Raw genomic sequence first — 19,558 nt, forward strand, 5'->3', positions numbered from 1 at the left:
GCACGGAAAATCGATTATAGCCTTTCAATAAAGACCGTGTCTTAAAAATATCTATGCCTGGATTAACCAGGCCTGGTTAATTTCTCCTCTTTTTTAAGGCACAAAAAAACCCGCTTAAATGCGGGCTTGTTTTGACTCTATGTAAACTAGGTATTAGTGCATACCTTTAAATTCAGCCATTAATTCAGCAGGTTTATGCTTCTTGTTCTTTTTATTCAAGACATAGACAACCGTTTCACCTTTTGGACCAGCACCGATTTCAGTAAACATATAAACAGGTTCACCGACTTTACGTACGAAGTCCATATCGGCTTTATCATTGAATACATAAATTCTGTTGTTTTTATACATTTCACCATAGAATTTAGCTACTTCACTCTTACCATCCCAAAGCATTGCTGCTGGCGTGTTTTCACCTTTCTTCTTATCCGCTTTTGGTAAACCAAACACCACAGTTTCACCGTTAGGTCCAGCACCTATACGTGTTAAACGGAAAGCGGTTTCTCCTACCTCTTTATAAGAGGCAAATGTTTTGTAATCGTAAAATTGGTTAATACGACCTTCATCATGTGATTCAAAAAGGGTAATTGCAGAAGCTTGTTCTGTAGCCGCAGGTGCAGACATTTCAGCAGGCTTTACGTCTGCAGTTTTAGTTTCTGTAGAATTACACGCTGTCAACGCAAAAGAAGAAGCTACAACCGTCGCAGCAAATAAAGGTAATAAACGCATATAAAATCCTAAAAATTAAAGTGTTAAATTTTCTGTTCAACCACCAACAGCCAAACTTGATGTGGCTATTCTAATTTTGTAATTTAAAATTTAGATAACAACAAAATGACAGTTTTGTGACCAACCACCACAAAACAGAGATTATTTGGCTTAGCTCTTCACAAAAATGACATAAAACACCCAGCCAACCGTATTTTTAGATAACATAGCACATTGTTATAAAACCCAATCCTAAAGGAAAAATACATGTTGGTTACTCATTCTGGTCGTTTTCATGCAGACGAGGTATTCGCTATCTCAATGGTACAAATGGTTGAGGAACATGAAATAGTTCGTAGTCGTGATGACGAAGTCATCAAGCAGGCCAAGATTGTCTTGGATGTTGGTGCAGAATATGATCCAAACACATTACGCTTCGACCATCACCAAAACAGCTTTACCGAAGCTCGTGAAGATGGGACTCCATTTGCCACGGCTGGGTTAATATGGCGACACTATGCAAAACGCATTTTTGAATCTAAAGGTTTGAAAAGTGACTACGAAATTGCATTTGCCACCAAATGGGTTGATGACAAACTCATTAAGGATATAGACGCCGTTGATAACGGGCTTTTTCAAGAAGACCCTCGCCCTTCTGTTTCGCTGCTGATTGCCATGATGAATGAAAGCTCTGATGAACCTGAAAAGCAGGAGATTGCTTTTAATAAAGCGCTTGAGTTTACCAGCGGTATTTTAGAGAATTTCATTATCGCGGCGATCAAAGAAGCCGAAGTGGTCGTTGAACTGGAAGAGTATGCAAAAACCGTAGAAAACGGAATATTGCTGCTCGATAAAAACCTGCCTTTTAAGGACTTTATCCGTTCACACCCAGAAATCACTCGTGTTGTTTATCCAAGAAGTGAAGAACAATACGGTGTATTTTGCAATAGCCAACAAAACCATTTACCAGAACGTTTTAGAGGGTTAAGGGATAACGAGCTGAATGAAGTTTCGGGATTAACCGATACCATATTCTGTCACAAGTCTGGCTTTATGGCCGTTACCTTAAGTTTAGAAAGCGCATTGTTCTTAGCAAAAAGTAACTAAACAACAATCTTATACCCAACACAGTGACCACAAAGATAAAAAGAGACAAAAAGAGTTTACATATAAACTCTTTTTGAGCTAACCAACTTATCGTTAATTCCAGTCTTTTTTAAATCACTCAAGTCCATTTTCCGGCTTTACATAAAATAAAACAGGCATCTCATGTATATTGGTCAGCACAGAATGCTTAACGTTGGTTTTTATTTTGAAGTTCAATCAACAAAGCCTTTCGTTCATCATTTAAAGCGTTCAGTTTTTGATGATCCAATAAACCGCCTGAATTGCAAGTGATAGCCCTTAAAGGTCTAATTGACTCTATATCGATCTCCAGTAGCCGATCATTGATTTGATTTATTCTTTCAGGGGTCAATTCATAGACTTTCCTATCATCAACCTTCTCAAAGGTAGCCCCATCACTCAAACTCTCATATTCCATTTGAGAAATTTCAATCCAATCAATGTGTATCAAAAACTCTTGCTGGGCTGGAATAGCAAACACTTTTCTATTTTTATTATTTCTGAAATAACGCATAGTTTGCCCTCAATCTTATTGATTTATAGTTAAGAATTTCAGGTCTATCACCAAGTACAAAACCAATCTAACAAATAAAGCACATTATCCAATATAGCATTGAAAAATATAGAAAAAAATAAAAATAGATAATTTATATTTTCACCTTAATCAAGATTAACGATCAATTTTCTTAACTTGAAGCTATGATTTTTCAGGTTTACCATAAAAAAACACCCGTTTACCTAAACTAAAGGTAACGGGTGTTTATTTTGGAAAATTAAAACCTGATATCTGAACGTTAAATTTTATCCGTTAACCATCGGAATATTCAGTTTCAAGCTCGTCATCAATCAATTGTTGTACAGAGTCATCCGCAACAGGAGTATCTGCACTCATTCCAGTATCTAACGCTACCTGAGTTCCTGAAGCTGTACCCTCTTCACTAAATTCTCCAGCCTCTTGTTCATAGATAAGGTCTTCAACAGGAATTGGTGCACTTTCATCGTTTGCTTCTGTTTGTACAACGGTCTCTGTAACCACTTCCGTGACAATGATATTAGACAGATCAAGGTCTCCTTCCTGGTCAACTAAAGCGTCCACAACATGCTCTTCAAACTCAGAAGAATCGATATTTGCTAATTCCTCAAGCATATCTTGAACATGCGCCATCGCATCCTCTTCTGAAACAGGGGTTAATCCATTATCAATAAGAATGGTCTGTAACTCTTGCCCAGAAATAGAGCTTAAATCAAAGCTGTCATCACTAAAAGTTTCATGCATTTCTGCAGTAATCTGAATACCATCCTGCGCATCGGCATTGCTATCAAGCGTTTGCAACAATACCGCCATGTTTTCAACATATTCGTCATTCAAGTTGGTTTGCTCAACTCCGGCAATTTCTTGCAAGAATAACTTGCCATCAGACATGGCATCCGTTAGTTCATCGGCAGCAATACTCGCTAAAATAACATTACCTATTGAAAATGTAATGGTATCTCCTGCTTGATAGTTAAAACCACCATTAGCGGAGGTAAAACCTGTAATACCTGAGCTGGTTTCATAGGCAAGACCTCCAACAAAGCCATCAATAATTTGCCCATTGATAAGCACACCACTGACATCGTCTTGGTCAATACCGATAGTAATACTTGAATCGATAGAATCATTATCCGCATCCATACCGACAATACTCATATCAAAACTTAAATCACTTGGGTTGAGATAATCCAAGTCACCCGCTTGAATACTGAATTTATCGTCTGTACCGACAACTTTAACTGCAACGATATCGGTAACTACGTTACTTGAGCTAATTGATATCGAGCTCCCTTCAAGAATATTTTGATAACTACCGTATAGAGTTTCATTATTAGAAGAATCTATTACATAAACATCAAAATCAGCACCATCACCCGAATCTTGATAAACAACCAATTCAAAATTCACAATAGGCACCGGTTCAGGAGTACCGTCAAAGCTTAAAGTATCAGAAGAACCACTCAGGGTAGAGTTTGTATAGAATGAGATAGTCAACTCTTCACCTGAATTAATCCACTGATTACCGATACCAATATCTTGAGGAGTAGTGTTTACATTCCCGGTTCCGCTCACAACAATATCAACATTCGAACCGCCAATGTTTACCGCACCTGAATAATCTTTACTATTCGCAATAGTTAAAGCTGAGTTGACTGTAGGTAACGTCTCTCCAGGCGCTAAGAATGTACCGTCCGCATTCGAGACAGCACTGTAACTATCAGAACTACCATCCAAACTGACGGTAATCACTTCAGTGCCATTCACAACCCCAGTGGCGATAGTATTATTCGCACTTAATACCCAATCTATCTGTTCGATGCCATTGCCTGAATCAAAATACAGCTCAGGAGCATCCGCTAAATTGCCATTGATGTCTGTTTTGAAAGTAACTGAACCCAAGCCATCTGCACCATCAGCAATCGCAAAATTCAATGCGTCAGAATCAGTTGACGAACCATCGCTTTGAATAACAACCGCATCTGGGGTGAAACTTAACGGTGCATCATCGCCTATTTGCGCAATTTTCACCTCTACCCCACCCGTTGTGCCGTCATCGGTTCTAACAGTGACTGTGTCATCGTAATGAAGCACATCTAACTCGGCATTATCGTTTAAGACATAATTGTAATTTAATTGTGAACCATCAAAACTGGTGAAAACCAAAGTACCAAAATCCGTAGTTACCGAATTTCCAGTTAAAGAGCCATCTGGATTGACAACGGCAACGCCATCAATCCAATAACCATCGCCACCATCGACATCACTGATTGAGATGTAATTCCCAACAGTATCCGATAGCAAAGTTACATTCGGCTGAGTACCATCTGAAAGATTTGCTTCATCAACAGTTGCAAACACACCCTCAGAAATGACTGGTGGATCATTAACCGGATTAACATTCACGGTAACTGTCGCCGTTGAGGTTTCGCCGTCTTCATCGGTGATGGTGTATTGGAAAGTATCCACACCTTCGAAGTCGGTATTCGGAGTATAGACAATCTGGTCGCCGACGATTTGCGTTGTACCATTGCTACCTTGGGTGGCACTGGTTAGGGTCGCACCGTCAATCATAGAGTCGTTTTGCGTGACATCAATCGTGACCGATTGTTCTTCATCGGTGGTCGCACCATCATCCACGGCAACCGGCGCACCTTCGTCATTCACGGTGACCGTGACTGTCGCCGTTGAGGTTTCGCCGTCTTCATCGGTGATGGTGTATTGGAAGGTATCCACACCTTCGAAGTCGGTATTCGGAGTATAGACAATCTGGTCGCCGACGATTTGCGTTGTACCATTGCTACCTTGGGTGGCACTGGTTAGGGTCGCACCGTCAATCATAGAGTCATTTTGAGTGACATCAATCGTGACCGATTGTTCTTCATCGGTGGTCGCACCATCATCCACGGCAACCGGCGCACCTTCGTCATTCACGGTGACCGTGACTGTCGCCGTTGAGGTTTCGCCGTCTTCATCGGTGATGGTGTATTGGAAAGTATCCACACCTTCGAAGTCGGTATTCGGAGTATAGACAATCTGGTCGCCGACGATTTGCGTTGTACCATTGCTACCTTGGGTGGCACTGGTTAGGGTCGCACCGTCAATCATAGAGTCATTTTGAGTGACATCAATCGTGACCGATTGTTCTTCATCGGTGGTCGCACCATCATCCACGGCAACCGGCGCACCTTCGTCATTCACGGTGACCGTGACTGTCGCCGTTGAGGTTTCGCCGTCTTCATCGGTGATGGTGTATTGGAAAGTATCCACACCTTCGAAGTCGGTATTCGGAGTATAGACAATCTGGTCGCCGACGATTTGCGTTGTACCATTGCTACCTTGGGTGGCACTGGTTAGGGTCGCACCGTCAATCATAGAGTCATTTTGAGTGACATCAATCGTGACCGATTGTTCTTCATCGGTGGTCGCACCATCATCCACGGCAACCGGCGCACCTTCGTCATTCACGGTGACCGTGACTGTCGCCGTTGAGGTTTCGCCGTCTTCATCGGTGATGGTGTATTGGAAGGTATCCACACCTTCGAAGTCGGTATTCGGAGTATAGACAATCTGGTCGCCGACGATTTGCGTTGTACCATTGCTACCTTGGGTGGCACTGGTTAGGGTCGCACCGTCAATCATAGAGTCATTTTGAGTGACATCAATCGTGACCGATTGTTCTTCATCGGTGGTCGCACCATCATCCACGGCAACCGGCGCACCTTCGTCATTCACGGTGACCGTGACTGTCGCCGTTGAGGTTTCGCCGTCTTCATCGGTGATGGTGTATTGGAAAGTATCCACACCTTCGAAGTCGGTATTCGGAGTATAGACAATCTGGTCGCCGACGATTTGCGTTGTACCATTGCTACCTTGGGTGGCACTGGTTAGGGTCGCACCGTCAATCATAGAGTCGTTTTGCGTGACATCAATCGTGACCGATTGTTCTTCATCGGTGGTCGCACCATCATCCACGGCAACCGGCGCACCTTCGTCATTCACGGTGACCGTGACTGTCGCCGTTGAGGTTTCGCCGTCTTCATCGGTGATGGTGTATTGGAAAGTATCCACACCTTCGAAGTCGGTATTCGGAGTATAGACAATCTGGTCGCCGACGATTTGCGTTGTACCATTGCTACCTTGGGTGGCACTGGTTAGGGTCGCACCGTCAATCATAGAGTCATTTTGAGTGACATCAATCGTGACCGATTGTTCTTCATCGGTGGTCGCACCATCATCCACGGCAAGCGGCGCACCTTCGTCATTCACGGTGACCGTGACTGTCGCCGTTGAGGTTTCGCCGTCTTCATCGGTGATGGTGTATTGGAAAGTATCCACACCTTCGAAGTCGGTATTCGGAGTATAGACAATCTGGTCGCCGACGATTTGCGTTGTACCATTGCTACCTTGGGTGGCACTGGTTAGGGTCGCACCGTCAATCATAGAGTCGTTTTGCGTGACATCAATCGTGACCGATTGTTCTTCATCGGTGGTCGCACCATCATCCACGGCAACCGGCGCACCTTCGTCATTCACGGTGACCGTGACTGTCGCCGTTGAGGTTTCGCCGTCTTCATCGGTGATGGTGTATTGGAAGGTATCCACACCTTCGAAGTCGGTATTCGGAGTATAGACAATCTGGTCGCCGACGATTTGCGTTGTACCATTGCTACCTTGGGTGGCACTGGTTAGGGTCGCACCGTCAATCATAGAGTCGTTTTGCGTGACATCGATGGTGACCGACTGTTCTTCATCGGTGGTCGCACCATCATCCACGGCAAGCGGCGCACCTTCGTCATTCACGGTGACCGTGACTGTCGCCGTTGAGGTTTCGCCGTCTTCATCGGTGATGGTGTATTGGAAAGTATCCACACCTTCGAAGTCGGTATTCGGAGTATAGACAATCTGGTCGCCGACGATTTGCGTTGTACCATTGCTACCTTGGGTGGCACTGGTTAGGGTCGCACCGTCAATCATAGAGTCGTTTTGCGTGACATCAATCGTGACCGATTGTTCTTCATCGGTGGTCGCACCATCATCCACGGCAACCGGCGCACCTTCGTCATTCACGGTGACCGTGACTGTCGCCGTTGAGGTTTCGCCGTCTTCATCGGTGATGGTGTATTGGAAGGTATCCACACCTTCGAAGTCGGTATTCGGAGTATAGACAATCTGGTCGCCGACGATTTGCGTTGTACCATTGCTACCTTGGGTGGCACTGGTTAGGGTCGCACCGTCAATCATAGAGTCGTTTTGCGTGACATCGATGGTGACCGACTGTTCTTCATCGGTGGTCGCACCATCATCCACGGCAAGCGGCGCACCTTCGTCATTCACGGTGACCGTGACTGTCGCCGTTGAGGTTTCGCCGTCTTCATCGGTGATGGTGTATTGGAAAGTATCCACACCTTCGAAGTCGGTATTCGGAGTATAGACAATCTGGTCGCCGACGATTTGCGTTGTACCATTGCTACCTTGGGTGGCACTGGTTAGGGTCGCACCGTCAATCATAGAGTCATTTTGAGTGACATCAATCGTGACCGATTGTTCTTCATCGGTGGTCGCACCATCATCCACGGCAACCGGCGCACCTTCGTCATTCACGGTGACCGTGACTGTCGCCGTTGAGGTTTCGCCGTCTTCATCGGTGATGGTGTATTGGAAAGTATCCACACCTTCGAAGTCGGTATTCGGAGTATAGACAATCTGGTCGCCGACGATTTGCGTTGTACCATTGCTACCTTGGGTGGCACTGGTTAGGGTCGCACCGTCAATCATAGAGTCATTTTGAGTGACATCAATCGTGACCGATTGTTCTTCATCGGTGGTCGCACCATCATCCACGGCAACCGGCGCACCTTCGTCATTCACGGTGACCGTGACTGTCGCCGTTGAGGTTTCGCCGTCTTCATCGGTGATGGTGTATTGGAAAGTATCCACACCTTCGAAGTCGGTATTCGGAGTATAGACAATCTGGTCGCCGACGATTTGCGTTGTACCATTGCTACCTTGGGTGGCACTGGTTAGGGTCGCACCGTCAATCATAGAGTCATTTTGAGTGACATCAATCGTGACCGATTGTTCTTCATCGGTGGTCGCACCATCATCCACGGCAACCGGCGCACCTTCGTCATTCACGGTGACCGTGACTGTCGCCGTTGAGGTTTCGCCGTCTTCATCGGTGATGGTGTATTGGAAGGTATCCACACCTTCGAAGTCGGTATTCGGAGTATAGACAATCTGGTCGCCGACGATTTGCGTTGTACCATTGCTACCTTGGGTGGCACTGGTTAGGGTCGCACCGTCAATCATAGAGTCATTTTGAGTGACATCAATCGTGACCGATTGTTCTTCATCGGTGGTCGCACCATCATCCACGGCAAGCGGCGCACCTTCGTCATTCACGGTGACCGTGACTGTCGCCGTTGAGGTTTCGCCGTCTTCATCGGTGATGGTGTATTGGAAAGTATCCACACCTTCGAAGTCGGTATTCGGAGTATAGACAATCTGGTCGCCGACGATTTGCGTTGTACCATTGCTACCTTGGGTGGCACTGGTTAGGGTCGCACCATCTACCATAGAGTCGTTTTGCGTGACATCGATGGTGACCGACTGTTCTTCATCCGTTATAGCACTGTCATCAATCGCAACAGGAACCGCATTCTCTTCAATAGGCAGCGGATCTTGAGTAGCTGTAGGTTCAATCGTTGCTCCAGCAACAAATGTATCCGGAGAGTATTCTAAAGGAGTAACGTTTTCAACAACTCTCGCAACAATAGGAACCCCACCCGCTTCTTCATATTCAGCACCTTCGGATTCCGCCAAACTCAATAGGCGCAATGTCATTGCTCCACCTGCATCACCAGGACCAGCAATACCTGCAGCAGGAGCTTCAAGTTGCTCAGTTAAATCTCCACCTGCTTCTAAAATGGCGAGAACATCTTCTATACTCTGCTGCTGAATACTATCCGTTTGATCTGCAACTTTATCGGCCAAGACATTTTCATTCAATTCAATCAATTGATTACCTTGAATCGTTACCAAATCCTCGCTATTCAATTGCAGAACCACAAAACCATTACTTCCAGTTTTAATGGTTTCACCTTCATAAAGTTTATCACCAGCATCGAGAAGTCGTAACTCACCCGCTATGTTCTGAGCTAGAACCTCACCTTCTATTTCCATAATGGTTGCAATAACGTTACTCATGACATTCTCTCCTTAATAGAAAAATCTCTTAATTTAGATTCTATGCCTTAATTTTTTTTTAAACATCGTACTTAAGTATGAAATTTGTTTTTTAACGACCATACTTTTTTCTAAAGAGTTTCGTTGAAAAGCTATTGCCATAAGTATAAATTTTAAGTATTCTGAAGATTAAGAAACACTCTCAGGTTTTATCCTATTTAGGAGGTTTTATGTTTACTCGAACAGTTTCAGTCTTAAAACAAACAACCCGAATTTCATTGATTTACGGATTGTTTTTAACTCCATTAATCGCTAATTCAGCTACAACGGTTGATCAAGCCGTTAAACAAGCCATTGAAAAAAACCCCGAAGTCCAAGCTTCTTGGCATAATTTTTTATCTTCAAAAGAAAATACGTCTAGAGCATCTTCCGAATACGGCCCTACGCTTGATTTTTATGCCGATTACAGCTGGCAAAATAAAGATTACATACAAAATGAAAGCTTTAGCGGCGCGAGTGCAAAGTTACTTTTTTCACAAATGCTTTATGACGGTGAAAGAACAAAAAACAACGTCAAATTTTTCAAAAATGACGAGCTGGTCAGTTATTTCAGTGTTCTTGGGTCAGTGGAAAAAACTGCTTTAGATGCTTATATCGCTTATCAAGATGTTCTTAGATACCGAGCGTTGGTTAGGCTTGCCCAGCAAAACTATAACAACCATATGCTAGTGTATAAAAAAATCGTTTCCGGAGTTGAAACAGGTCATACCCGAGGCGCTGACTTAGAACAAATCAATGGTCGTTTAGCGCTTGCTAAATCGAACTTGCTTACTGAAAAAGCGAATTTGCATGATGTTAGCTCAAGGTATTTGCGAATTATTGGATTAACACCAAGTAAAGAAATGGAAGAAGCCGATTTACAAACTGACATTTTGCCGAATACTTTTCATGACGTGATGAATAATGCTTATGAGCATAACCCTAACTTCCATGCCGCCATCCGCAACATTCGTAGCAAACAATCCAGAGTTGAAACAGAACGTTCAGACCTTTATCCAAGATTGGATTTAACGGCTCAATATGGAGGTCAAACTTATGACCTACAAGGGAATGACAATGCACAAAGGGATGGTCGAGTGGCTCTTGAGTTTCGTTACAACCTATATAATGGTGACCGGACGAACTCGGCAATAAGAGGCGCCAAAGAAGAAGTCAGTCGTGCCATTTATTTACGTGAAAAAGCATGTGTGGACATGCGTCAAACTTTGCAGATTGCTTATAATGATGTCAAAAAGATAAGCGATCAATTACCAATTCTAGAACAACATAGAGATGCATCAAATAAGGTAAGAGTAGCTTTTAACGATCAGTTTTCTATCAACAAACGTACCTTACTTGATTTACTTGATACAGAAATTGAATACTTTCAATCAAGTAGAGCTTTTTCTAATGCTCACTACGATCGAAATATATCTGTAGCTAAAACCTTAGCCGAAATGGGAGGGTTACTTAGCTATCTAAAAGTCGCTCGAGGAGATTTACCAAGTTTAAGTGATTTAGGTGCCGAACCAATTGCCATTGACCCTGCATCGACCTGCCCTACAGAGGATTTGCCTGATTTAGGTATTGATATAGAAGAGCCTAAACCAGTGGTAATGCCAAATAAATTCTCAGCACCAAAACAGGATAATCTAGAAGGGAATACTTACCGTTTAGAAATTAAATTTACCAAAAACTCAGCGATTATCGATTCAAAATATCGTAGCGATATCGCAGAATTAGCACGTTTTATGAAGGATAATCCAAACACGCTTATCGAAATTCGAGGCCACGCATCATTAGAAGGCCCTGAGGCTTATAACCAAGATTTATCTGAGCGTCGTGCTAAAGCTGTGGTTAATGAGTTAATTACTAAGCATAAAATTAATCCAGATCGTTTAAGTGCAATTGGTTTTGGTGAAACTCAACCGTTAATCAATAACATGACTTGGGCTGCGCACAAAGCAAACCGCAGAATTGAGAGTAATATCAAGAATGCACCAAAAACAGAATAAATAAAACGTATATCGGTTTTTAAACTTAATTAAAAACGTGTAAAGGCTTGGTTTAAAAATCGATATATTCCTCTTTTGAGATACAAAGGATTGCTGTGATAAAAGCAGATATTATTAATCCATTAACTGAATGTTTATTAATGATCTGTAGGTATCATGGAAGAATTGTAACTCGCGAACACCTCATTAGCGGATTACCTCTTTCTAAAGGTGATTTAAGTCCATCTAATTTCAACCGAGCTGCCAACCGTGCCGACATGGCGAGTAAGGTCATTAGCCGCCCCATCTCAAAAATCAATCCAAACCTTTTACCAGCGATTCTTTTGCTAAAAGAGTCTGTTTCAGCAAATCAAGCCTGTGTCCTTTATGAAATTGATGAAGTCAATCATAAAGCCATTGTTGTGTATCCTGACCTTCCAGAAAGCCCTGTAGAAATCGAGTTAACACAGCTGGATGCCGATTATAGCGGTACCGTCATTTATGTTCGCCCTGAGTTTCAATTTGAAAATAGCGCGACAAATTTAAAACATAATCGATTCCATTGGTTTTGGGGAGTTATTAAAGATAATCGTAAACTTTATAGGGATATATTACTGGCCTCAATCTTTATAAATATTTTTGCATTGGCAATGCCCCTTTTTGTAATGAATGTTTATGACAGAGTGGTTCCTAACCATGCGATTGAAACCTTATGGGTACTCGCTATTGGTATCTCTTTAGTAATGTGTGCGGAACTGATTCTGAAGCTTATGCGTAGCTGGTTTATAGACCTTGGTGCCAACCGGGCTGATGTCAGAATATCTTCAGAAATTTTAGAACAAGTTTTGGGTATGAAGCTAGAAAACCGCCCTGAGTCCTCTGGTTCTTTTGTATCGAATATTCAATCATTTGAATCTATTCGTAACTTTATTGGTTCACTCACCATTACTGCTTTAGTAGATTTACCTTTTGTTTTACTTTTTGGGTTAATTATATTTTTGATAAATCCTATTCTTGTTATCCCAATTTTAATTGGGGTTTTTCTTATCTTTAGCTATGCCTTAATAACACAGAAAAAGATGCATCGATTATCTCTCGATTCGATGTACGCAAGTGCAATGCGTAATTCAACCCTATACGAAGGTATCTCCAATATTGAAACAATTAAAAGCTTTAATATTGAGAATAGAACCCAAGCTAATTGGGAAAAAGCGACCATCTTCATTACGCATAATGCTGCAAAATTGCGATTGTTATCTGCATCCATTACCCAAGGAGCACAATGGATTCAGCATATTGTTGGTATATCGGTGATTATTCTGGGTGTTTACTTGATTATTAAAGGTGATATTAGTCAAGGGGCATTAATCGCCTCTTACATGCTCAGTGCCCGAGCCATGACTCCTGTTAGCCATACTGCTGGTCTGCTTTCTCAGTATCACTATGCCGCAACCTCCTATGAAGCGCTTAATAACATAATGTCCCAAGAATTAGAAAGACCTTTTGATCACAACTGGTTTTCACCAGCAATCATAAAAGGTGAAATCGAGTTTAGAAATGTCTGTTTTCGTTATCCAAAAAATGAACAATTAGTGTTAGACAATGTTTCATTTAAAATTAATCCAGGAGAGAAAATTGCCATCTTAGGAAGAAACGGCTCTGGAAAAAGCTCCTTACAGAAGCTTATTTTAGGTCTTTATCACCCAGAATCTGGAAGTGTTTTAGTTGATGGTATTGATTTACGTCAATTTGAACCCGCTATTTTAAGAAGCCATATTGGTTATATTCCGCAAGAGCCTTCTTTATTTTCAGGCACATTAAAAGACAATATCTCTATCACCGCACCCTTTGCGGATGAAGAACAAATCCTTAATGTTATTAAACTATGCGGTCTAAATGAGATTATTCATAACCACTCTGAAGGAATTAACCTGCAGGTTGGTGAAAGAGGACAATTGTTATCTGGTGGCCAAAAACAAGCGGTAGCACTTGCCCGAGCTCTGATTAATGACCCTCCGATATTACTATTTGATGAACCCACGGGGGCTTTAGATTACTCGAGTAAGACCAATTTTAGTCATAACCTTGCAGCCATTTCAGAAGGCAAAACCATGCTGACGATTACCCACAGTATCAATTTAATTGATTTTGCGGAGCGCATCATTGTCTTGGATTCTGGGAAAATCATTGCTGATGGTCCAAAAGAAGATGTACTTGCCGCCTTGCAAAAGGGTCGAATTGGAGGCGTAAAAAAATGAAAACGCCAAAAACACCAGAAGAACTTTTATTTAAAAACCTTCATAGACTTGCTAAAGACAATATCAGTGAGCGTGATATCTTAATCAAAAAAGGCATTGTCAACACTCAATTAAACCATACTGACTGGGTTATTGACGCTGAGTGGGCAAAAATCCAACAACGCCCAATAAGAGCTTCTTCATTGCTGTACTTTACCCTCTTTAGCTTGATTTTATTATTTACCTGGTCTTTTTACGCCTCATTGGATGAAATCACTAGAGGTACTGGAAAAGTTATCCCTTCGCATAAACTTCAGGTTGTCCAATCCCTTGATGGCGGAATCATTAACAAGATACTCGTACGTGAAGGAGATTTTGTTGAAAAGGGTCAATTGCTTGTCCAAATTGATTCAACACGCTCAAAATCAACCTTAAATGAAAATATTGCCCAAGTTTCAGCCTTAAGGGCAGAAGTCATACGTTTACAATCCCTAATAAATCAAACCCTACCGGTTTTTTCAGATGACCTCATTACAAATGCAAGTGAGTATGTCGAGAGAGAAAAACGTCTTTACACATCAAACATGAATGAATATAACGAAAAAAAGAATATTTTAGAATCTCAATTATTTCAAAAAGAACAAGCGTTAGCCGAAGCTTTCGCGTACCAAAAACAATATCAACAAAATATAAGCCTTTTATCTAAAGAATTGGCAGCAGTTAAACCCCTGCTAAAATCTGGTGCGGTATCAGAAGTAGAGATTTACAAATTAACTCGAGAATTGAATTCACTTAAAGGTGATCTTGCTAAAACTAATGCGATAATTAAGCGCAGTCAGGGCGCAATTGAAGAGGCAAAAAACAAAGTTAGAGAGCTTGAAATCAGCACGATGAAAGTGTGGCGTGAACAACTATCAGAGTCATCAACCAAATTAGCGAGTTTAAGCCAAGCCGCAAAAGGCTTGGAAGATAGGGTTAAACAAACTGACATTAGAGCACCGATTAGAGGCACGATAAAGAGGTTATTTTATAATACGGTGTATGGTGTTGTATCACCTGGTCAAACCCTTTTGGAAATTCTTCCAAAAGATGACCAGCTGATTGTAGAAACGAAAATCCGTCCTCGAGACATTGCCTTTATCCATCCAGGTCAACGGGCAATCATCAAATTTAGTGCTTTCGACTTCGCGATTTATGGAGGGGTTGAAGCAACGGTAACCGATATCAGCCCAGATTCCATCACCGATGAGAACAACGAAACCTACTACATCGTTAAATTGAAAACGGATATGGCAAATGTTCATAAAGCCATTGAAATCATACCTGGAATGACCGCTCAAACTGATATTATTACAGGTAAAAAAACCGTTATTGAATACCTTTTCAAACCAATATTAAGAGCTTCATCGCAAGCCATGACTGAGAGGTGATATATGTTACTAATAACACAAACAGGCTTTAAATCCACAACATGGAAGACAGCCTTTCCAGATATTGAATTACATACAGACGATGGTATTCCTGGTAATTTACAACAACATCAAACAATCTGGATTGTCAGTCAAATATCCAATTGGCAAGACCGGGTTACACAGCTTTCAAATTCAGGAAAATCCGTAATTGTTTTAACACGTAAACCATCAACAGAAGAATTTAAGCTCGCTTTTCAATCAGGGGCTAAAGGCTATGTTGATGCGCTCGCTAACCCGCAAATATTACAAACCGTATATAAAAGCGTCAAAGCTGGCGGGTTATGGATTCCTGAAAATTTAATCAATCAAATGATTAACTTAATCGCCACTAAAATTGAGCATAAAAACATTCCTGACTTACATCAACTCACCGCTGCAGAGAAACTTGTCGCCGAAAAAATTTCGTTAGGAGAGTCAAATAAAGAAGTGGCCGAAGAATTGAAAGTCTGTGAAAGAACGATCAAATCGCATCTAACATCAATCTATCAAAAATTGAATCTTCGCGACCGCATGCACCTGATGCTATATATGCAAGGGAAAATCACTTAAGTAAGCTCAAAGAGGATTCAAGATGTATGTAAAACGAAGCGCTGACGGGGAAATTGTTTCATTAAGTCTCGAGCAAACCAATGGGTTCAATGAATCTTTAGACTTTGATACAGATGAAGTGCAACAGTTTTTGAATAAAGCCAAACCCACCAACGATAAACTCAAAGACACGTTCGTTGCATCAGATGAAGACTTTATTCGAGTCCTAGAAGACTTAATAAACCTATTGTCGGATAAAGGAATCATTCGATTTACAGAACTGCCAATTGAAGTGCAAAGAAAGCTACTCAAACGACAATCCATTAGGTCAAATGCAGATAAAATAAACCTATTTGATGAAGAGCAATTATCTAAATTGAATAAAGAATAGAGTTAAAGCATAATCCCTTGTTGTTCAATCTTAGCTAACACATGACTCCAACTTGATAAACGCTCAGTTGAATTGGAGTAATATTTCTGCTGTTCCCCCAACCAAAGCCCTTCTTTATTAAAACTATAAATCAATTTTAAATCCGTGCGTTGTGATACAGGTTTTACATCAGCAATCAAGCTATCCAAAATGTATGGTTCAGAATCCGTTTCATCATAATAAGCCAAAACAATATGAGATTCGTATACAGAATCCTTAGCGTTAGCCGTCTTTGCCTTGACATACATTAATCTTAAATTTGAATCTGAAATGCCTGCCAGCCTCAATGAAACGTATTTTGCAATTGCAAAATCTTCACAATCACCTTGTGAAATTGCTAAAGTTTCCCCTAAAGATGCCCAATAGTCATTTTTACCGTAAACAGATTTATCCATTCCATAATCTAATGTTTGCGTAAAAAAATCATTAATCTTCTCTACCTTTTCTAAATTCGGTAGTAGAGATAAATCGCCTAACATTCGCTGCCAACGCAAGACACTATCAGCCCCTGGTTGACCAAAATCTTTTAAAACCATGTTATACAATTGTTCTAAGTCTGAATTCACTTTTGCCATTGATGCTGTAGAAACTAGAAATAATAAAAACACCATTAATGCCTTTAGATGAAAATAATATTTTCTAGTTCTTAAAATAAATTGTATTTTCAATTTCTCAATCCTGACAACTCACAAAAAATTATTATTGAATTTACAACTCAAAAATAATTCAAACAGTGAGCATTGTATTAAAAACCACACAAATAGAAAGTGTAAATTCAAAATTAATGTGCAACTCGGATATCTCTGCACCTTATAACCAATAAGAACACCCAAACACTGTTGAATATTCGACACCTATGAATACGCCCAGCAATAAAATTACCAAGTTTTTAATTCGATGGAAGGAAACTAAAACAGACTGTCAATAAGGAGAGAGAACTTGAATCGATTTTAGTTCGTAATAGAGGAACTTATTATTTTGAAAAGAAGCTGAAGTTTTACTCCCTTACTCCACAAGCCACATTTTTTACTTCTGATAGCCAAATACATCGAAAACAAGCCCATCACAAGGTTCTAAGCTAAATACTGAAAAAGATGGTTCAGCAAGCATAAAAAGCGTTAAAAACAATGAAATCTAATGAACCATATAAACGTAGTTGAAAACTCACCAGGCCTGTTGAGTTATCAACCAAAAATAAATCGAGATAACCAGCCCGCATCTTACCTCTAAAATTTAGGCAATAAAAAAGCCAGACCTCATTCACTCGTAAGTGTTTAAATTGTCTGGCTTTAGAATGTGGTAGCGGGGGCAGGATTTGAACCTACGACCTTCGGGTTATGAGCCCGACGAGCTACCAAGCTGCTCCACCCCGCGTCAATTTGTAATTCGTAACGTTTCCGTTTCGATGTGGCGTATTATAGGGGGTTACAGAAATATTACAACCCCCTAATATGCTTTTATTTAAACTTTATTACTTTTAATGAATTGCTTAAGGTTATATCTATAAATAAAGCCCGGAAAAGCAAATATCATGAACATGAATAACGTGATTGTATAGAACTCCCACCCCTGATTGGCGACATGTCCCATGGTTTTATTTTCTAACAAATAGGCAAAAATTCCGGTAACGATGAAATACAAAAACCACTCTGCCAGGTTTATCCAAATGCTTTTCTCAGGAACTTTTAAGAATACAAAAATTCGATTTGAAAGAATAAATGGAATATTCGATAAAACGATTGCTGTAACCAATAAGAGCCAAACGGCTTGAGTTGAATCCATGTTATCTCCTAAAACGTAAAAAGCCCGTGACTCACGGGCTTTTGTTAATTATGAAAATGATTACATTACCTTTAAGCTTTGGTAACACAAGTCTATTAATGAACTTGGTACTAAACCTAAAACGAATAACGCTAAAGCAAAGAAACTGACTGCCCAATTGGAACCTGAACTGGTTGTTTCAATCGGTGATTCATCTTCTGGCTTATCAAAGTACATTGCCTTGACCACTTTAAGGTAGTAGAAAGCACTGATAACCGCCATGATGACACCGATTACAGCTATCCAAGTAAATCCAGCTTTGATGACTTCTTCTATTACAATGATTTTTGCCCAGAAACCGATAAATGGTGGAATACCTGCCATAGAGAACAAAATGACAAGCATCATTAAAGCTAACCAAGGGTTACGTGCATTTAAACCAGCAAAATCTGAAATTTTATCAAACTCGTTGCCTGTTTTTGAAAGCGCGACAATCATACCGAAACCAGCTACACCTGTTAGAGCGTAAACAATAACGTAGAACATGGATGCCGAATACCCTTCAGGAGTAGCAGCAATTACACCTAACAACATAAAACCGACATGCCCAATACCTGAATACGCAAGCATACGTTTTAGATTATCTTGGACGATGGCAATAAGCGACCCAACGACCATTGATAGGATTGAAATCATGATGATCAATGATTGCCAGTCTTTGACCAGGCCTGGTAAAGCTTCTTCAAGCAGTCGGTATAGCATGGCAAAACCGGCAATTTTTGGTGCTGTACCTAAATAAAGTGTTACCGCTGATGGTGAACCTTGGTAAACGTCCGGCATCCACATATGGAAAGGGACGGCACCCAGTTTAAAGGCCAAACCAATGACCACAAAGACCACACCAAAAGACAATACGACACTATCGACATTACCTGAAGCAATGACTTTTGCCATCTCAGGGAAAGTAATAGAACCTGTCGCACCATAAATCATTGAGAAACCGTATAGCAACATACCTGTAGCCAAAGCGCCTAATACAAAATACTTCATTGCCGCTTCTAAACCTTGCCCATAATCTTTTCGTAAGGCAATCATGGCATACATAGCTAAGGACATGATTTCTAGACCGATGAACATGGTAATCATGTTATGGGCCGAAATCATGACGAACATACCCAATACACCGAATAGTCCTAGAATAAAGAACTCACCGCTGTAGAATTTATGTTGCAGCAGGTATTCACGAGAGAATACAAATATTCCTAAACTCACCAAAATAGTGAATAACTTGAGAATATCGGCAAAACTATCGCGCACAAAGCTACCATCAAAAGTGATGACCTGAGTCGTTGCGAAACTACTTAAAATTAAATACCCCACCACTACAAGCGTGATTTGAGTCGCGTAGTAAGTCGCAAATTGGTAACGTTTTGACCAAAACGTATCTGCGACTAAAATAAAGGAAATAAGCCCTAAAAGCACCATTTCTGGGATAGCTGGCGCAAATGATGGAATGACAAAATTCATATTATTAATTCACCTTT

12 protein-coding genes and 1 tRNA gene are annotated in these 19,558 nt (G+C 41.0%); 6 read left to right on the forward strand and 7 right to left on the reverse strand.

The genetic code is table 11. The features are described from left to right. Window positions 1-153 precede the first annotated feature (153 nt). Complete coding sequence (locus L6421_RS07490; RefSeq protein WP_237261003.1) at window positions 154-729, reverse strand: hypothetical protein; 576 nt, start codon at window positions 727-729, stop codon at window positions 154-156. 246 nt (window positions 730-975) lie between these two features. Here L6421_RS07490 and L6421_RS07495 point away from each other — a divergent pair, with 246 nt between their 5' ends. Beyond that, the gene (locus L6421_RS07495; RefSeq protein WP_237261005.1) at window positions 976-1,815 is read left to right on the forward strand and encodes an MYG1 family protein; all 840 of its coding nucleotides are present in this window, start codon (window positions 976-978) and stop codon (window positions 1,813-1,815) included. Window positions 1,816-2,002: 187 nt separating this feature from the next. Here the strand turns inward: L6421_RS07495 and L6421_RS07500 are convergent, their stop codons facing one another. Together L6421_RS07500 and L6421_RS07505 are read right to left on the reverse strand one after the other, a co-directional pair. After that, entirely contained in the window at window positions 2,003-2,347 is a 345-nt protein-coding gene (locus L6421_RS07500; protein ID WP_237261007.1) for a hypothetical protein, read from the reverse strand. Window positions 2,348-2,641: 294 nt separating this feature from the next. Further along, window positions 2,642-9,574 carry an Ig-like domain-containing protein gene (locus L6421_RS07505; protein WP_237261009.1) on the reverse strand — a complete coding sequence of 2,311 codons (6,933 nt, stop codon included), beginning with the start codon at window positions 9,572-9,574 and terminating at the stop codon, window positions 2,642-2,644. Window positions 9,575-9,783: 209 nt separating this feature from the next. Here L6421_RS07505 and L6421_RS07510 point away from each other — a divergent pair, with 209 nt between their 5' ends. From L6421_RS07510 to L6421_RS07530, 5 genes are all read left to right on the forward strand, one after another. Further along, window positions 9,784-11,607 carry a TolC family protein gene (locus L6421_RS07510; protein WP_237261011.1) on the forward strand — a complete coding sequence of 608 codons (1,824 nt, stop codon included), beginning with the start codon at window positions 9,784-9,786 and terminating at the stop codon, window positions 11,605-11,607. Between the two features lie 95 nt (window positions 11,608-11,702). After that, a complete protein-coding gene (locus L6421_RS07515) occupies window positions 11,703-13,844 on the forward strand; it encodes a type I secretion system permease/ATPase (protein ID WP_237261013.1) in 2,142 nt (713 codons plus the stop codon). Then, on the forward strand, window positions 13,841-15,253 hold the full coding sequence (locus L6421_RS07520) for an HlyD family type I secretion periplasmic adaptor subunit (RefSeq protein ID WP_237261015.1): 1,413 nt from the start codon (window positions 13,841-13,843) through the stop codon (window positions 15,251-15,253). Before L6421_RS07515 ends, L6421_RS07520 begins: the two co-directional genes overlap by 4 nt. Window positions 15,254-15,256: 3 nt before the next feature. After that, entirely contained in the window at window positions 15,257-15,844 is a 588-nt protein-coding gene (locus tag L6421_RS07525; protein ID WP_237261016.1) for a response regulator transcription factor, read from the forward strand. A 22-nt stretch (window positions 15,845-15,866) separates the two neighbouring features. Continuing rightward, window positions 15,867-16,214: a hypothetical protein gene (locus L6421_RS07530; RefSeq protein WP_237261017.1), complete on the forward strand. Its 348-nt coding sequence runs from the start codon at window positions 15,867-15,869 to the stop codon at window positions 16,212-16,214. A gap of 2 nt (window positions 16,215-16,216) precedes the next feature. Here L6421_RS07530 and L6421_RS07535 read toward each other — a convergent pair whose 3' ends face one another. The 4 genes from L6421_RS07535 to nuoN all read right to left on the reverse strand — a co-directional run bounded on the left by L6421_RS07535 (window position 16,217) and on the right by nuoN (window position 19,541). Next, window positions 16,217-16,921, reverse strand: coding sequence for a transglutaminase-like cysteine peptidase (locus L6421_RS07535; protein WP_237261019.1), 705 nt, complete (start codon window positions 16,919-16,921; stop codon window positions 16,217-16,219). Between the two features lie 629 nt (window positions 16,922-17,550). Continuing rightward, a tRNA-Met gene (locus tag L6421_RS07540) sits at window positions 17,551-17,627 on the reverse strand. Between the two features lie 87 nt (window positions 17,628-17,714). Then, entirely contained in the window at window positions 17,715-18,035 is a 321-nt protein-coding gene (locus tag L6421_RS07545) for a DUF2818 family protein (protein ID WP_237261021.1), read from the reverse strand. 60 nt (window positions 18,036-18,095) lie between these two features. Beyond that, entirely contained in the window at window positions 18,096-19,541 is a 1,446-nt protein-coding gene (nuoN, locus tag L6421_RS07550) for an NADH-quinone oxidoreductase subunit NuoN (protein ID WP_237261022.1), read from the reverse strand. Between the last annotated feature and the right edge of the window lie 17 nt (window positions 19,542-19,558).

The organism is Thiomicrorhabdus immobilis (genome assembly GCF_021654855.1).
In the GTDB taxonomy this organism is placed as follows: domain Bacteria; phylum Pseudomonadota; class Gammaproteobacteria; order Thiomicrospirales; family Thiomicrospiraceae; genus Thiomicrorhabdus; species Thiomicrorhabdus immobilis.

Bases quoted from the DNA above. Each gene is read 5' to 3' on its own strand.
- L6421_RS07490 (WP_237261003.1), bottom strand. From the start codon at position 729: ATGCGTTTATTACCTTTATTTGCTGCGACGGTTGTAGCTTCTTCTTTT.
- L6421_RS07495 (WP_237261005.1), top strand. From the start codon at position 976: ATGTTGGTTACTCATTCTGGTCGTTTTCATGCAGACGAGGTATTCGCT.
- L6421_RS07500 (WP_237261007.1), bottom strand. From the start codon at position 2,347: ATGCGTTATTTCAGAAATAATAAAAATAGAAAAGTGTTTGCTATTCCA.
- L6421_RS07505 (WP_237261009.1), bottom strand. From the start codon at position 9,574: ATGAGTAACGTTATTGCAACCATTATGGAAATAGAAGGTGAGGTTCTA.
- L6421_RS07510 (WP_237261011.1), top strand. From the start codon at position 9,784: ATGTTTACTCGAACAGTTTCAGTCTTAAAACAAACAACCCGAATTTCA.
- L6421_RS07520 (WP_237261015.1), top strand. From the start codon at position 13,841: ATGAAAACGCCAAAAACACCAGAAGAACTTTTATTTAAAAACCTTCAT.
- L6421_RS07525 (WP_237261016.1), top strand. From the start codon at position 15,257: ATGTTACTAATAACACAAACAGGCTTTAAATCCACAACATGGAAGACA.
- L6421_RS07530 (WP_237261017.1), top strand. From the start codon at position 15,867: ATGTATGTAAAACGAAGCGCTGACGGGGAAATTGTTTCATTAAGTCTC.
- L6421_RS07545 (WP_237261021.1), bottom strand. From the start codon at position 18,035: ATGGATTCAACTCAAGCCGTTTGGCTCTTATTGGTTACAGCAATCGTT.
- nuoN (WP_237261022.1), bottom strand. From the start codon at position 19,541: ATGAATTTTGTCATTCCATCATTTGCGCCAGCTATCCCAGAAATGGTG.